Below are 16,529 nucleotides of genomic sequence, written 5' to 3' on the forward strand. Positions count from 1 at the left end.
CCTCTATTTGCGCTTCACAAGCAGCGCCAGATAGAAACCGTCGATCCACGGAAGACCGGGCCATATGACGGTCCCATATGGTTTGCCTTTGGACATAAGCTTATGGCTTCTTTCAACAGGCGCCTCAGTCAGTTCAGGGTGCCGGGCCATGACCGCAGCAACGACCTTCTCATTCTCTTCCCTGAACATGCTGCAGGTACTGTACGCCACGACACCTCCGGGAGCGACCAACGAGACTGCCCTCTCGAGAAGTTTCCTCTGCAGATCCGCCGCTTCCGTTACCATTTCGGGGGTTATCCTCCATTTGCTCTCGGGATGTCTTCCCCATGTGCCGCTTCCTGTACAAGGCGCGTCAAGCAGTATGGCTTTGGGTTCCGTTGAGGGAACGAGGCTGAGGGAATCGCCGCAGCGAAACTTCACCCTGTCCCGGATCCGCATCCTTATCATTTCGTATTCCGCAGCCCTGATCCTGCCCTCTGATATGTCCCAGGCCTCGATCTCCGCTTCCGGGACCATGTCCGCGAGCTGGCCTGTCTTGATCCCCCGTCCGCAGCACATGTCCAGCAAAGGTTCTCCCTTCCACCGCCTGGAGAATGCCTCGGCGACAAACATCGAAGATTCGCTCTGGGGTGTCGCCCTTCCCTCCGAAAAACCGGGAATGTCAAGCGGATACGGGTTTGCAGGCGTCCGGACTGACCTGTCAAGTAACGGGGAAGCCCATGCCTTTTTGCCTGAAGCCCTGTATTGAGTGAGCCACTCATCCCTGTCTACGCCCCTTGAAAGCCTCAGGGAGAGATATGTCCTCATTCCGCTGCCCCTCACCAGGCGTTTTGCTTCAGGGATGGACATGTCCTTGGACCATTGGGCCGCAGCCCAGCCGGGGATACCCCAGTAGAGTGCCTGGTCCCTGAGTGCGCTGCTCTTCTTCAGTTCGGCGAGATATGGCTTTGCTTCGTCCGCGACGGTGTGCAGGACTGCGTTTACAAGGCCAATGTCGCGGTCCTCGCCGTTTGATTTTATTGCCTGAACAAGACCGTTGATAAGGACGGGAAGGGCGAAGTATCTGAGCTCGACTATCCCTGCTATTCCTACGATAAGTGCATCATGGGTGAGGACAGACATTTCTTTTGTGTTCCGCCTGCAGTATTTCATGAGCAGATGCTTCCAGAGACCCTGTCTTCTCAGTGAACAGTAGACCAGGGTCGCAGCAAGGACCCTATCGGAAGGAGCAATATCCGTGTATAACTTCCTTAGCGCTTCGGCGGCGAATGCGCCTTCGTTTACTTCGCCATAGACCCTGAGCGCTGCTTCAATGCCTCTCATCAGGCTTGATCACCTCTATGCGCGGGGACCCGCTGTTTCATGGAACGCTTAAAAATGTAACAAAAAAGGAGGCAGCCAGTATGCCACCTCCCAACATTTTACACTATTTTCCTAGTCTCTGCGCATTCCTCTGAGAGCGAGCAGCCTTATCAGCTGGAGGACCGTCATAACGAGCGCTGCGACATAAGTGAGGGCGGCCGCGTCGAGGACAGCTTTAGCACCGCCCACTTCGCTGCCCTTGAGGAGGCCCGTCTCGGAAAGGAGCTTGAGTGCCCTTGCGCTTGCATCGAACTCTACGGGAAGCGTTACCAGATGGAAAACCAGCACCCCGCAGAAGAGAAGTATTCCTATGTTCAGCAGGGGGGCGGAACCCATTATCAGTCCTATGAAGAAAAGGGGCATCGACATCGTTGAACCGATGTTGACCGCCGGAACTATAGAATTCCTGAAACGAAGGAAGGCATAGCCTTCCTTATCCTGGATCGCATGTCCGACCTCGTGCGCGGCAACTCCTATCGCGGCTATGCTGGAATTGCCTGCAACGGCGTCAGAGAGACGGAGCACCTTGCTTCTTGGGTCATAGTGGTCGGTCAGATGTCCCTGTATCCTTTCGACGCGGACATTGCCCAGCCCAAATCTGTCGAGCAATTCCCTCGACACCTGGTCCGCAGTAACGCCGCTTGATGCCCTTACCTCGCTGTATCTTGAAAAGGCGCCCTTGACCTTGAACTGTGCCCAGAGGGAAAAGAGCACCGCAGGTATCAGAAGCACTATTGTAGGATCAAGATATGGAAACATCATTTTACAACACCTCCGTTGTGATAGACCTTGTTAGTCTATATTAGTCAGACTAACTGTGTCTTCCGTAAAATCCCGCAATCTCCTCCACTGTTCTTTCCTGCTCTTCGGGGAGCAGTTCCGGGAAGATCGGAAGCGCCAGCACTGAACCGGCAAGTTTTTCTGAAACAGGGAAATCCCCTTCTTTGTACCCAAGGTCTGAGAAGCAGTGCTGGAGGTGGAGGGGAAGCGGATAGTAGACCCTGGTTACGACTCCGCGTTCCTCAAGGTATGCCTGGAGTTCGTCTCTTCTCTCGGCCTTTATGACATACTGGTGATATACGTGCCTGTTGCCATCGTCTTCGGCAGGGGGAGTTATGTTTCCAAGAAGGCCCTTCTCCCTGAAGAGGAGCATGTACCTCTCAGCCACGATGCGGCGCTCCTCGTTCCATTCTTCCAGATGGCGCAGCCTGACCCTGAGAATGGCTGCCTGCAGCGCGTCAAGACGGCTGTTGATGCCTACTTCGTCGTGGAAATACGTCTTTCCGGAACCGTGCACCCTCAGACTTCTGATTCGGTCTGAGATCACTTTGCTGCCCGGGATGGAGACCATTCCGCCGTCTCCGTAGCAGCCAAGATTTTTCGTCGGGAAGAAGGAAAAACATCCAAGATCTCCGACCGACCCGGCCCTGCATATCTTCTTTTCTATCATCCGATGGGCACCGATCGCCTGTGCGCAGTCCTCAACCAGTACGATACCTCTCTCCTTCAGTTCGTCCCTTATGAGCTCAAGCCTGCACATCTGGCCGAAAAGGTGTACCGGGAGGACAGCTTTTGTCCTGGGCGTGACCTTGTCCATGACCGAGCCCATGTCCAGGTTGTAGGTATCGGGATCCACATCTGCAAAGACAGGTCTGGCTCCGTTTCTTGTAATGCAGCTCGCCGTGGCGAAGAATGTGAAGGGCGTGGTGATCACCTCGTCGCCCTCCTTAAGATCGAGGGACATAAGCGCGAGAACCAGTGCATCAGTGCCGGAGGCACATCCGACTGCGCTTTCCACTTCAAGGTAGGCGGCTATCTCCTTTTCCAGACATTCGACTTCAGGTCCCAAAATGAAGTGCTGTGTCTCAAGCACCCTGTCCAGGGCTACCCTTACCTCTTCCCTCACCCTGTCATAGTTTCTCGTAAGGTCGAAGGACGGTATTTTATTTTGTGCTGCCATGATCGGATTCCTCCCTGTTTGTTGAAAATTCCTTATTCTGCCTGGCAAGGCCGTTCAGGTCAGCCAGCATGTTCCTTCTGTCATGCGGTTTCTCAAGAACGGCATGGGAATGGTGGAGGTGATCCTTCATAAGCTTTCCCGCCAGATCGCCGTCTCCTGATATGATCGATGCCAGTATTTTCCTGTGTTCTTCGCTGCTGTAATTTTTTTCCTCTGTGAACGGATCGTAGAAAAGGATGTATACGTTCGTCCGAAGGATTATGTTTTCAACGTATTCGATAAGGACTATGTTTTTGCTTGCGTCTGCTATGAGCCTGTGAAAATTATTGTTTGCCTCCAGAGATGCCTCCAGGTCCCTCGCAATGAAAGCGGACTCCTCATCTCTGAGCACATCTTCAAACCGCTCTACGGTACGGCTGTCGATGCCGTTTTTGCACGCAAGACTTACGCTTAAAGCTTCAAGATGTTCCCTAACACTGTAAGCTCCCTCTACCTCTGCCGCGCTTGGAGCTGTGACCCTTGCCCCGCTGTTCGGGATCACCCTTACAAGGCCTTCGCTTGCGAGCCTTCTCAGGGCCTCTCTGACAGGGGTCCGGCTAACTCCCATTTCCTTTGAGATCCTGACCTCGGGAAGTCTCTCCCCTGGTTTGAGCTGTTTGTTAACGATCCTTGCCCGCAGCTCAAGATATACGAAATCTGACGAAGTGTTATAGTAGCTTGAATGACGTATCAATGATTTTCCCCCTGGGCCTCTGCATTTGAGCGAGGTCAATTCCGCAGTTCGACAACGTCTCATGATAACACATATTCATCCGATGGCAAGTTTGACAGTTTGACATAACTTGTTTTATGAATAGAATTATCCCATGCGAAAACGACTATTGGTACTTTTTCTTTCATTCGGGACGATTATCGCCTTCGGATATGCGCTGGGCGGTCTGGGCAGCTACATGTTCGGAGAGGGCAAGCCTCTTGTGATCGCTGCCGGTCTTATAGGAGGCGCTCTCTCAGGCTTTATGGCATTGAAAATATGGAGGACTTACCTGGACGACATCGAAAGGGAGGACAAGGGGGCCGGAAAAGCTGCCGGCGTATCTGAAAGTCCTCAGCCTGACGATGACTGCGAAAAGTAGTCACTGACCTTCGCTGCTATCCTTGACGCGGCCCCCCGTTCCGGAGATATATCGGAATATCCCCTTACTATCATGCTGAGCCTTTCCGGATCGTTGACAAGCTCTTCAACAAGCCCCGCTATCATTGACGGAGTCATGACTCCTCTGTGCTCGGGAACTATCTCTCTGCCCGCGATCCTGTTCGGAAGAGAAGCATACTTGAGCCTTCCGCTGTACCAGTAGACCAGTTTTTTCTTTAGTTGGCGCGCGCCGGGGATCGACATTGGGATCATGCCCGGGATCCCGTCGAGCGGGATATCCTCAGCATTATTTAGCGGTATGACTGTAAGCAGCGGCACACAGAGCGATGTTATCTGCATGTTGTTCGTGCCCGGGAATGCGACAGCCAGTCTTGAGGCCTTTATAGCCTCAAAATTGCTCCCCCGGATAAACCTTATCCTCCCCGGCCCGTCCCATAATATCTCCTCCGCAGCCGACAGCCCTTCCCATTGAAGTCCTGCTTTATCGAGACCCTCGATCAGCAGTCTTTCGTCAACGGTCGGTGCCACGGGCAAAAAGGCATGGTAATTAGGATGTTTCCTGAGGAACTCCATTGCCGCGCATGAGAAGAATGCGAAGCCGTCACGGTACTCGAAAGGCCTGCTGCCGGCCAGGAAGGATACAGCTTCCTCCCCCTCCCTGAGTCCCATGATGGCTCTGGCTTCATCGGGGTCTTGACATTCCGGCGCGCTGTCGAAGATAAGGTTGCCCACCCTTGTTACCCTGTCGCTCCTGACGCCCTGCAGCATGAACCTGTCCTCAGCCGCGGCATCGGGAACAAAATAATGGTCCACACGCGACTTCCATCTTGGCCTTGCAGTGTATATCATCCATGCGCATCTCATCTTTGCGGAAAGCAGCGCCCCGAAGAAAGGGTCCCCACCAAGCTGGAGGACAAGCCTTTTTGTCTCCTTAACAGCAGCCGCCCGACCCCACAGCTCTTTGAAAGTAAAGACGGACCTTGCCCCGACTATCTCTTTTCCGTACTCGGCCTCCATGCCGCTCGCGTACTGGCAGGGCAGAACGACCAAAGAGATCTTCGCCGCAAAACCCAGCAAAGTCAGTTCAGACACTACAGGCCTGACCCATCCGGATACTTCTCCCGGAGAATTGGTAAGTATAAAAAGTTCGTCCATATTCTGTTGCCACTCTTTCTGCATTCAATGTCGCTGAGGAACATTGGGCAATGAGATGGTATAATTATAAGGTTAAAAATTACAGATTGGGGACCTGTCGTTGTTTATTCCTCTTGAGGGCGAAAACATTATATGCCTTGCCAACGTCATTGCCATGTACAAGACAGACAAAGGCACGGCGATACTCAAAAGAGACGGATCTGTGATCAGAACGGGCTTTAACCCTGCCACACTCAAAAAAAGACAGCTTGATCTCCCGGAAAAAGGCGATCGACGGAAGGAGTTCATTAAATAAATGGATAATATGTGCATACCAAACAACTCGATGCTGAACGGGAATTCCGAATATTCAGCAAAGGATATACATGTGCTCGAGGGCCTTGAAGCAGTAAGGAAACGTCCGGGCATGTACATCGGAGACCAGGGGCCGAGGGGTCTGCACCACCTGGTTTACGAGGTGGTAGACAACTCTATCGACGAATCGCTTGCGGGGTACTGCGACACGATAAACGTGACCATTAATGAAGACGGGAGCATCACCGTCGTCGACAACGGGCGCGGCATACCGACGGAAGAACATGAGTCCGGCAAGTCGGCCGCTGAGGTCGTCATGACCGTCCTGCACGCGGGCGGAAAGTTCGACAAGAGCGCATACCAGGTCTCGGGCGGACTTCACGGCGTCGGAGTCTCCGTTGTAAACGCGCTCTCCGAATGGCTTGAGCTGACTATATGGAGAGAGGGCAAGGAACATAACCAGCGCTACGAAAGAGGCATTCCCGCAACTTCGCTGTGCGTGACCGGGGAGACCGACATGAGGGGGACAAGGGTCCGCTTCATGCCCGATACGCAGATATTCACCTCGATCGAGTTCCAGGCCGACATCCTCAAATCAAGGCTTCGCGAGCTTGCCTTCCTTAACTCCCACATAACTATAAATTTCGCAGACAAAAGGCCGGAGAAACCCCAGGAACGCACCTATAACTATCCGGGGGGGATATCAACGTTCGTTGAATATCTCAATAAGGGCAAAGAGGTCCTCTTCAAGGATCCGATAATCATTACCGGCGAAAAGGAAAAGACCGAACTCGAGGTAGCGATACAGTACAATGACTCCTATCTTGAGAGGCTCTACGGCTTCGTCAACCTTATCAATACCATCGAGGGCGGCACCCATGTCGCCGGTTTCAGGACAGCTCTGACAAGGGCGGTAAACGACGAGGCGAGGAAGCTTAAAATACTCAGGGAAAAGGACACCAACCTCTCGGGGGACGACCTCAAGGAAGGACTCACCGCAGTTATATCAGTCAAGGTCATGGAGCCTCAGTTCGAGGGACAGACAAAGACGAAGCTGGGGAACGGCGACGTCAAGGGCATAGTGGATTCTCTCGTATACGAAGGCCTCAAGGAGGTCCTCGAAGAGAGGCCCGAGATCCTCAAGCCGATAGTCGAGAGCGCTCTGAGAGCGAGGCAGGCAAGGGAGGCCGCAAAGAAGGCCAAAGACCTTGTGAGAAGGAAATCTGTGATGAACGGCCTCACCCTTCCGGGCAAGCTTGCTGACTGCTCCAACAGGAACGCTGCCGACTGCGAGCTCTACATAGTTGAGGGCGACAGCGCCGGAGGCAGCGCCAAGCAGGGCAGGAACCGCGAGTTCCAGGCCATCCTGCCGCTGAGGGGAAAGATCCTCAACGTCGAAAAGGCGCGCCTGGAGAAGATCCTGGGAAGCGAGACCATCAGGAACATCATCCTCGCACTGGGGGCCGGGGTGGGAGACGATTTCAACGAAGACAAGCTACGTTACCACAAAATATTCATAATGGCAGACGCAGACGTAGACGGCGCGCATATACGCACCCTGCTGCTCACCCTATTCTTCAGGTACATGCCCCAGATAATAGAGAGGGGGTATCTGTACGTGGCGCAGCCGCCGCTTTACAGAGTACAGGCCGGCAAGGAGGTCACCTACTGCTTCTCGGAGAAGGAGATGAAGGATATCCAGGCCGCGGCGGCAGGCAAGAAGATCGAAGTGCAGCGTTACAAGGGGCTTGGTGAAATGAACGCCGAACAGCTGTGGGAAACCACCATGAACCCGGAGAACCGCATAGTCAACAGGGTGGAGGTCCAGGATGCGGTCGAGGCAGACGAACTTTTCGGCATCCTCATGGGAGACAACGTGGAACCGCGAAGGAAGTTCATCGAGACCTACGGGCGCGAAGTCCGCAATCTTGACGTTTAATCTTGAATATGAGAACTCCGAAACAGGTAATGATCTCCGAAAGACGGGGCCGGGCGCAGAAATTTGATTTCTGCGCCCTTTTATCAGGCATCAAACGTTATCATCCAGGCAACATAATAAGCTATAATTGTTCTCTGATGTGAGGCACCATATATTTGGGGGCAACAGCACCGATGCTCCGTACGGTAAAAACTTTACATAAGGATGAAATCCATAAATGAAAATCATTGAAGTGTCACTGCGCAGGCCTGTAACGGTCCTCATCTGCACCATAGCCCTGATAGTCTTCGGCACCTATTCATACATGAACATGGGCGTTGAACGGATGCCAAACGTGGAATTCCCCATAGTCGTAGTCAGGACGGTAATGGAAGGTGCAAGCCCAGCGATCATCGACAATGATGTAACAGACGTGCTTGAAGCAAGGATAAACACGATAGAAGGCATAAAGAATCTGAGTTCAAGCAGCTACGAGGGGCGCTCCGTGATAGTCATAGAGTTCGACCTTGACAGAGACGTCGACGACGCTGCGGCTGACGTACGCGGAAAGGTGAGCATGGCTGCAGGCAGACTTCCGGATGACGCTGAGACCCCGCAGGTCGACAAATACGATCCTGCCGACAGGCCGATAATGAATGTAGCCGTCAAAAATGACGGCAGGACGGACATGAAAACCCTTGCCCGGTATGTTGACAAGGTCGTGACTGAACGCCTCCAGACCGTCAAGGGCGTCGGAGGCGTCCAGCTTGCAGGTTTCAGGGACAGGGAGATACGGATATGGATCAATACCGACAGCCTGGAAGCCTACGACCTTACGACAAAAGATATAAAATCCGCCATATACACGAAGCATGTCGAGCTCCCGGCTGGGCGCATTGAGACACCGACCAAGGAGTACGGGATAAGGCTTGAGGGAGAGTACTCATCCGTGGCAGAGCTTGAGTATCTGCCTGTCGCGGTAAGAAATGGCGCCGTCATAAGGCTGAGGGACATAGCGAGGATCGAAGACGGCCTTGAGGACAAGCGGAGCGGGGCAATTTACGAGGGCAGGCCCACTGTCATGGTGCAGATACGCAAGCAGAAGGGCGCCAACGAGGTCCTTCTATCCCGGCTGGTAAACGAGAGGATAAAAGAACTTAACAGCACTGCCCCTCCCGGGACGAGCCTTGCGGTGATGCAGGACAACGCCAAGTTCATAATGCGCTCCATGAACGGGGTCTTCTGGGACATCATAGCATCGGTCCTCCTAACCTCCATCATAATGTTCATCTTCCTAAAAACCATAAGGGCAACGATAGTCGCAGTCATAACGATACCCGTATGTCTTCTCGGCAGCCTCTCTGTGCTTTACTGGATGGGCATCACTATAAACAACATGTCGATGATGGGGCTCTCCCTGGCTGTCGGCATGGTAGTCGACGCAACAACTGTCGTAATGGAAAACATAACCAGGCACCGCGATATGGGCAAGACCCCCTACAGGGCGGCCCAGGACGGCGGTAGCGAAGTAGCCTTCGCTGTAATTGCGGGCGCTGCGACGACTCTTGCCGTATTTGTGCCCGTTGCTTTCATGGGAGGGATAATGGGGCGATTTTTCAATTCCTTCGGAGTTACCGTCGCTACTACGATAAGCATATCACTCATCATATCCCTGACTCTGACACCATATCTATGCTCCAGGATACTGGGGAAGAAGATCGACGGCCCCCTGCAGCAGAGGCTGGAAAAACCATTCTTATGGCTTGAGGATAAATACTCAGGGTCGCTCAAATATGCCGTAACACACCGTAAAACCATTTTGATCGCGGGTCTGGGGCTTTTCATGCTGGGCATAGGATTTGCAACAACACTCGGAACAGAATTTTTCCCAAGCGAGGACCAGGGGCGGCTGAGGGTGCAGATAGAACTGCCTGCCGATTCATCCCTTGAGATGACCGAAAGCGTCGTAAGAGACATGGTCGACGTCATACAGGCGGACGAGAGGGTCGCTTATACTTACGGTATAGTGGGAAGCGGCGGAGGCGAGGAGGTCTACAAGGCATCCATAAATATGGAGCTGATAGACAGGGGGAGCAGGCCGGCTGCAGGCACAGTCATGAGGCAGCTTCGAAACAAACTCTCCGTCTTCAGGGATGTGGACTTCAAAATGGGAACATGGGGAGGTTCTGACATCACACTCGTGATCCAGGGACCCACAAGCGAATCCCTGGCAGAGATCGGGGAACTGATAAAGAAAGACCTGGCAGATAACGCCAGAGGGCTTGTCGACATAACGACAGACCTGCAGATGAACAAGCCCAGGATAAACCTTGCGCTGAACCGTGCTCTGGCGGATGACCTGAACATCAACATAAGGGACCTCTCCGACGAACTTATGACATGGTTCGGCGGAGACAGGGCAGGTTCTTTCAACCAGGATGGATACAGGTATGACATAAGAGTCCGGGCTGAAGCGATAGGAAGGGACGATCCCGAAAAACTGAAAAACACTCTGGTCAGGACAAATGACGGCCAGATAATAAGGGCAGAAGGCCTCGTAAGCAGTTCCGTAGGCATGTCGCCCAACGTCATAAAGAGGTACAACAGGCAGCGCTCCCTCCAGATCGGGGCTAATGTCGAAGGGATATCACCGGGCGAAGGCATCCTCATAATGGAGGAAGTATTCCGGAAGTTTGCGCCTCAGGACGGCAGGTTCACCATTACCCCCGCCGGGGATTCAGAGTACATGAAAGAGAGCTTCTACTACATGTCCATAGCTCTGGTCTTCGCGATAATACTGGTATACATGGTCATGGCGATACAGTTTGAATCCTTTATCCATCCCTTCACGGTCATGTTCTCCCTTCCGCTGATGACTGCAGGCTCTTTCGGACTGCTCGCACTGGCAGGCCTCAGGATAAGCGTGATGAGCTTCATGGGCATAATCCTTCTTGTCGGCGTCGTGGTCAACAACGCGATACTGCTTGTGGACTTCATAAATCAGCTAAGGGCCAGAGGCGTGGAGAAGACGGAGGCTGTTCTGCAGGCAGGGCCGCTGAGACTGAGGGCCATACTGATGACCACAGTTTCGACAATGTTCGGCTCCCTGCCAGTGGCGCTGGCGCTGAGCGAGGGCGGCGAGACCCGTCAGCCGATGTCCGTGGCGGTCATCGGAGGCCTTTTTACATCTACCATGCTTACTCTTATCGTCATTCCTGTCGTCTATCTCATGCTCGACGACATAAAGGACAGGGCGATGGCGGGAATAAAAAGATACCGCGCCTACAGGCGATTCAACAGGTCCGCACAGTCCAGGACGCTTAACTCCAAATAGGGGGAGTGACATAGAGAATTATGAAAAAAAAGGCAACCATCCTAATGATAATGGTTTTGGCGCTGCTCTGCCGGACACTGCCTGCCGGAGCTGATGACGGGCTTATCGACATACACGGGGCTGTCGAACTCACCCTGAAGAACAATTCAGGCCTTAGATTACTCAGGCAGGAGACAATAAAGGCATACGCGTTCAAGATACAGGCCGACGGGACTCTCCTCCCGAGCATCACCGCCAACGCCGGCCTGGACAGGCAGAAGGAGAGTACTACTAATGACGGAGAAAGAAACGACAACAAAACTGCCGGGGTGACGCTTGAGCAGACGATCTACTCCGGAGGCAAAAATTCCGCGATAAGAGACCAGTCAAAACAGGTAAAGAACATGGCGGAGATGATAATAGCAGACGGCGAGAACAATGCTGTGGGAGAACTCTACGCAAGGTTCTACAACGTGCTTCTGCAGTGTGAGAGGATAAAGGCCGAGGAGTCAGCTGTCAGTACATCCGAACAGCACCTCAGGGAGGTCCGAAGGATGAGGGAGCTTGGGCTCGCCAACAGTCTTGAAGTGATACGTGCAGGACAGCAGCTCGCCACGAACACGGCAAACCTAAGCACCGCAAAGGGGCTGTATGAGTCTGCCCATATCTCGCTTATGAATTACATGGCCATCCCTCCCGAGAAAAGGGTCGGTGTGAAGGGAGAACTTAACGTCCCGGAAGCGGAAGGAGGCAGGCCGCTCTCCCTCGAAAGAGCTCAGGCCAACAGGGCTGACCTGAAGAAACTTGAAGAACAGCTGGAATACCAGAAAAACCAGATATTGATAGAAAAAAGCGGCAGCAGGCCTAAAATAACCTTTGGCGCATCAGCAGGATATCTGGATCCCTACCAGAAGACAGATAGAGGGGACGACACCTGGAGGGCCGAGCTCTCGGTCACTGTGCCCATCTTCGACAGGAACACCTCAAGGGGAAACGCAATAAAGGCCGGCGCCGTGCTTGAACAGGACAAAATTGCGCTTGAACAGAAGGAACTGGACATAAAATCAGAGGTGGAGATCGCCTGGTCAGAGACAGAAAGCACCCTCCACCACCTTAAGGCTTCGGAAAAGGCCCTTGATCTGGCAAAGGAGTCCCTGCGGCTCGCCGAGGTGGGATTCCGTGAAGGAGTAACTCCGCAGCTTGACCTGCTGAACGCACAGACTTCGCTCACATCGGCAAGGCTGGATCACGCCAGGTCCCAGTTCAACCACCTTATAGCGATAGTTGCGCTGAAAGTTACAGAGGGGACAGTCATACAATGGACCGGGGAGAGAAGACTACCATGACGAACAACAACGACAATGGCTTTTTTAAGAAAAAGGGCACTGAAAGAAAGAGGCTTTTCCTGATAATCGGAGCGGCAGTGCTTTTGCTGACCTTTATTGGCATATACAGCAGAAGGGAGGCAATATTTTCCAAAACCCAGAACAGCAACGGATCTCAGCCTGCCGCGGTCAAGGTCCAGACTGTCAAAGCCGATAAGGTCGTCAGGGAGAGCATAATCCAGAACACTTCGATAGACGCGGTAGACAGGGTAAAGATCCTGCCGAGGGTAACGGGGAGGCTTGAAAAACTCCATGTGCTCCGGGGTGACACCGTGAAGAAGGGACAGACGATAGCCACCCTTGAACACGACCAGCAGGATGCCCTGATAGGTTCGGTCCGGGCACAGGAGGCATCCGCGAAAGCAGATTCCGAGAGGGCAAGGGCTGAGATGATGAACGCGAAGACCAACCTCGACAGGTACGCAAGGCTTGTCAAAGAGGGCTTCAGCACGCAGCAGCAGTACGATTCCGTAGAGACCGCCTATACAAGCGCAAGGGCTTCCTACAATGCGGCACTTGCCAAAGAGAAACAGGCGGCCGCAGAGCTGGAGCGAGTAAGCTCAGCAAAGGCGGATTACATAATGGTCGCCCCGATAGACGGAACAGTGCTGGATGATTTCTCACTCACTACGGGAGCGATGATATCGCCCAGCTCTCCCCTGCTTGACATCGCCGACCTCAGCAGGCTCAAGGCAACGCTGAAAGTTCCCGAATCCAAGATCTTCGCCGTGAAAGCAGGAATGCCGGTCTTCCTCAGGTTTGACGCATTGCCGGCTGAGGAGTTCATCGGTAAGGTAACGAGGATCGACCAGTATGTAGACCCCTCAACAAGAACGAGCAACGTCGAGATAGAGCTGGACAACAGGGAGACGGGCGGAAGGCTCCGCCCGGGAATGTTCGGCCAGGCTTCCATAATTGAGAGGGAAATAGCGAACGCAGTTTTGATACCTGAGAACGCCCTTCACGAAAGTGAAAAAGGGTTCTATGTCCTGCTTGAAGAAAATGGGACCGCGAAGCTTCGTGAAGTTTCGACCGGCGTAAGGCAAGGGGCCCTGATACACATTACAGGAGGACTTAATGAGGGAGAGAGGGTTATAATCTTCGGAGGAAGCACTCTCAACGACGGAGACAGCGTAACTGTCGGCGGAGAAGAGAATAACAAGGATAAATCTGAATAGGGGGCATCTGAAATGTACAAGGTGGTCTTGCTCAGGCACGGGGAAAGCGAATGGAACAGGGAGAACAGGTTTACGGGATGGACGGACGTGCCGCTTTCCGAAAAGGGACTTACGGAAGCACAGTCTGCGGGCAGAATACTGAAGGAAAAGGGATTTGTCTTCGACAAGGCCTATACCTCCGTCCTAAAAAGAGCGATCAAGACCCTCTGGTGCGTACTTGAAGAAATGGACCTCATGTGGATCCCCGTGGAGAACTCATGGAAGCTTAACGAACGCCACTACGGAGGGCTCCAGGGGCTCAACAAGTCCGAGACCGCCGCGAAGTACGGAGATGAACAGGTAAAGATCTGGAGGCGCAGCTACGCCACACGCCCCCCCCTTCTCGATAAAAGCGATGAAAGGTACCCGGGGAAAGATCCCAGGTACGCCGGACTTTCCGAAAAGGAGCTCCCTGAGGGAGAGTGCCTTGAAGACACAGTGGCAAGAGTAGTGCCGTACTGGAAAGAAACCATCGCTCCGGACATAAGGGCAGGCAAGAAACTTGTTATAGCGGCTCACGGCAACAGCCTCAGGGCACTTGTAAAGTACCTTGACGTAATATCGGAGAAAGAGATACTGGAACTCAACATCCCCACCGGCATCCCCCTCATCTACGAACTTGACGAAGAGCTCAAACCGATCAGGCACTATTACCTCGGCGATGAGGACGCTATAGCAGCTGCCCAGGCCGCTGTTGCAAACCAGGGCAAGAGCAGGTAAGTGCGGAATAGCGATATTATTTGAAGAACAGCGCCCCTTCTACCTCCGGGAAAAGGGGTCTTTTTTAATTTAAATAATAATTGAAGCGGTTTTCAAAAAGATATGGTAATATCGTTGAAACAGAGGCACTGATCATATAACCGACCGACAGAGGGTGTTTTTTTGAAACTTCGGCGCCTGTTTTGGCTTGTCTTTCTACTGTGCTCTGTAATACCGCCCCTTATACTCTCCGTTTTCCTTATCACCAGATCATACAATACCGAGAAAAATCTGGTACTCAGAAACCTCCAGACAACTTCGGCCGTATTATCGACTTCACTGAGCAACATTCTTGATGCCAACAGGACAGACATAGCCGCCACTTTCGAAGGACCGGCACTGCAGAGAGTACTCGCATCAGGAAAAGATTTCCGGGAGCTGGACAAGGATTCAAAGGAATACCTCGTTAAGGTTTTCAAATCCAGAGTAAGGGCTTCCGCACTTGTAATGGGAGTCGCCCTGATGGACAAAGAGGGATACATTGTAGCAAGCAGCAACGAGCAGCTTATGGGCAGCAAAAACCCCCTCCCGGAAAACTCCCTCGAAAAGGCCAAAGAAAAAAAAGGCTATTACCTGACTGACACCTTCTACATCCCGCTTATGACCAAAGTACCCCTCTACGCGATGATAATGCCCCTTTACAATAATGGAAATTTCAGAGGAGCGCTTGGGTTCTCCTTTTCTGCGGATTTTATCCAAAAAATGGTGGACAGGGCGGAGCTGACCAAAAGATTCCAGACAAGGCTTATAACTGTAGTTGACAGGAACAACAGGATAATCTCGACGAGCGATCCTGATTTCTACAGAGGAGAGTCCTTAAGCAATTACCTTGAAAAGCCCTTGTCAGAAGGTTCTTCAGATATTTCCGGAGGGGAAAACGGAGCTCCGAAAAAGCCGGAGCTTGTAAGGTTCAAAACATCAAGGGGAAATAACATAGGCTATTTTTCAAGGATAGAAGAAAATGGATGGGGCCTGATCCTCTCGATAGACGAGAACGAGATAATGGCGCCCCTCCGCGAAATGATACTTTGGAACGCAATCTTCGCAGCCGCGGTGATCATTGCGGTCTCGATGATCTTCACCCGCCTGTCCTCCTATTTTTCAGGACCTTTCCTTAAACTGACAGACGCAATGGAGAGGTATCGCAGAGGAGATCAATCAGCCAGGTTCGAATACAGGGGAGACGATGAGTTCGGACAGATAGCCGTTACGTTCAACGAAATGGCAGAGACTCTAAATGTTGTCCTGTCCAATGAGAAATTGAAAAGCAAGTATTACGAGGACAAATCAAACGTTGACCAGCTTTCGGGCATACTGAACAAAGCAGCCACGGAGACACTCATATCAAAGATACTTGACGACAGTACCGATACCGACGCACATGCGGTCTTGATCATGGACATCGACAACTTCAAATCGATAAACGACAATTTCGGACACGCGGCAGGCGACAGAGTGATAAAGGAAGTCGCGGCCGAACTTAAAAAAACGTTCAGGGAGATGGATATCGTTGGGAGGATCGGCGGTGATGAGTTCATGGTCTTCATAAGACACGTTGAGGACATTGCAGTTATCAGGGAAAAAGCAGAGCACATAGCAGAGGCCGCGGCAAGGTCATCCTGCATTGTGGAAAGCCTGCCCGATATAACCATGAGCATCGGATGCAGCAGGTTCCCCGCAGACGGAACGACTTTCAGAGAACTATACGAAAAGGCAGATAAAGCTCTCTACACCACTAAAAGGAGCGGCAAAAACGGCTTCACAGTATACGAGGCCTGATCATATCAACGGAAAGCAGATGGCAAAAGAAGTTTGCCGTCTGCTATTTTCGGCACTTAAAGACAGTAAAAGACAAACTTGCCAAACGCTTTTCATCTTTACTCATTTGCAGTAACCCGGACAGCAGAGATTTTTTACAACACTTTTTTCAATCAGCCAAAAGCACTATGCACGGAGCTTCCATACGGATAGAATCTGAAAATATACAATGCAGACGCATGTCGGGGAGGGAAA

Annotated in this window: 13 protein-coding genes; 8 read left to right on the forward strand and 5 right to left on the reverse strand. The window is 52.4% G+C overall.

Annotated elements, in window-relative coordinates:
* Positions 1-3 precede the first annotated feature (3 nt).
* From OLM33_05365 to OLM33_05380, 4 genes are all read right to left on the reverse strand, one after another.
* On the reverse strand, positions 4-1,323 hold the full coding sequence (locus OLM33_05365; protein MCW1713100.1) for an RNA methyltransferase: 1,320 nt from the start codon (positions 1,321-1,323) through the stop codon (positions 4-6).
* 111 nt (positions 1,324-1,434) lie between these two features.
* Positions 1,435-2,124: a zinc metallopeptidase gene (locus OLM33_05370; GenBank protein ID MCW1713101.1), complete on the reverse strand. Its 690-nt coding sequence runs from the start codon at positions 2,122-2,124 to the stop codon at positions 1,435-1,437.
* Positions 2,125-2,173: 49 nt separating this feature from the next.
* Positions 2,174-3,322: a DegT/DnrJ/EryC1/StrS family aminotransferase gene (locus OLM33_05375; GenBank protein ID MCW1713102.1), complete on the reverse strand. Its 1,149-nt coding sequence runs from the start codon at positions 3,320-3,322 to the stop codon at positions 2,174-2,176.
* Positions 3,306-4,055: a GntR family transcriptional regulator gene (locus tag OLM33_05380; GenBank protein ID MCW1713103.1), complete on the reverse strand. Its 750-nt coding sequence runs from the start codon at positions 4,053-4,055 to the stop codon at positions 3,306-3,308. The genes OLM33_05375 and OLM33_05380 overlap by 17 nt, the downstream gene beginning before the upstream one ends.
* A 148-nt stretch (positions 4,056-4,203) precedes the next feature.
* On the opposite strand from OLM33_05380, the gene OLM33_05385 reads away from it, so the two are divergent.
* Positions 4,204-4,455: a hypothetical protein gene (locus tag OLM33_05385; protein MCW1713104.1), complete on the forward strand. Its 252-nt coding sequence runs from the start codon at positions 4,204-4,206 to the stop codon at positions 4,453-4,455.
* On the opposite strand, the gene OLM33_05390 is transcribed toward OLM33_05385, so the two are convergent.
* Positions 4,428-5,630 carry a hypothetical protein gene (locus OLM33_05390; protein ID MCW1713105.1) on the reverse strand — a complete coding sequence of 401 codons (1,203 nt, stop codon included), beginning with the start codon at positions 5,628-5,630 and terminating at the stop codon, positions 4,428-4,430. The two genes, OLM33_05385 and OLM33_05390, sit on opposite strands and share 28 nt — an antisense overlap.
* Before the next feature lie 100 nt (positions 5,631-5,730).
* Here OLM33_05390 and OLM33_05395 point away from each other — a divergent pair, with 100 nt between their 5' ends.
* From OLM33_05395 to OLM33_05425, 7 genes are all read left to right on the forward strand, one after another.
* Positions 5,731-5,925, forward strand: coding sequence for a hypothetical protein (locus OLM33_05395; protein ID MCW1713106.1), 195 nt, complete (start codon positions 5,731-5,733; stop codon positions 5,923-5,925).
* A 30-nt stretch (positions 5,926-5,955) separates the two neighbouring features.
* Positions 5,956-7,863, forward strand: a complete 1,908-nt coding sequence (gene gyrB, locus OLM33_05400) for a DNA topoisomerase (ATP-hydrolyzing) subunit B (GenBank protein MCW1713107.1) — start codon at positions 5,956-5,958, stop codon at positions 7,861-7,863.
* Positions 7,864-8,080: 217 nt separating this feature from the next.
* Positions 8,081-11,176 (forward strand): efflux RND transporter permease subunit, encoded by a 3,096-nt coding sequence (locus OLM33_05405; GenBank protein MCW1713108.1) that lies wholly within the window; start codon positions 8,081-8,083, stop codon positions 11,174-11,176.
* Between the two features lie 20 nt (positions 11,177-11,196).
* Entirely contained in the window at positions 11,197-12,501 is a 1,305-nt protein-coding gene (locus tag OLM33_05410) for a TolC family protein (GenBank protein ID MCW1713109.1), read from the forward strand.
* Complete coding sequence (locus OLM33_05415; protein MCW1713110.1) at positions 12,498-13,718, forward strand: efflux RND transporter periplasmic adaptor subunit; 1,221 nt, start codon at positions 12,498-12,500, stop codon at positions 13,716-13,718. The genes OLM33_05410 and OLM33_05415 overlap by 4 nt, the downstream gene beginning before the upstream one ends.
* Positions 13,719-13,730: 12 nt before the next feature.
* Entirely contained in the window at positions 13,731-14,477 is a 747-nt protein-coding gene (gene gpmA / locus OLM33_05420) for a 2,3-diphosphoglycerate-dependent phosphoglycerate mutase (GenBank protein MCW1713111.1), read from the forward strand.
* 162 nt (positions 14,478-14,639) lie between these two features.
* Entirely contained in the window at positions 14,640-16,295 is a 1,656-nt protein-coding gene (locus OLM33_05425; protein MCW1713112.1) for a diguanylate cyclase, read from the forward strand.
* The last annotated feature ends 234 nt before the right edge of the window (positions 16,296-16,529 follow it).

This window comes from Synergistaceae bacterium DZ-S4 (genome assembly GCA_025943965.1).
GTDB classification, from domain to species: domain Bacteria; phylum Synergistota; class Synergistia; order Synergistales; family Synergistaceae; genus Caenicola; species Caenicola nitritireducens.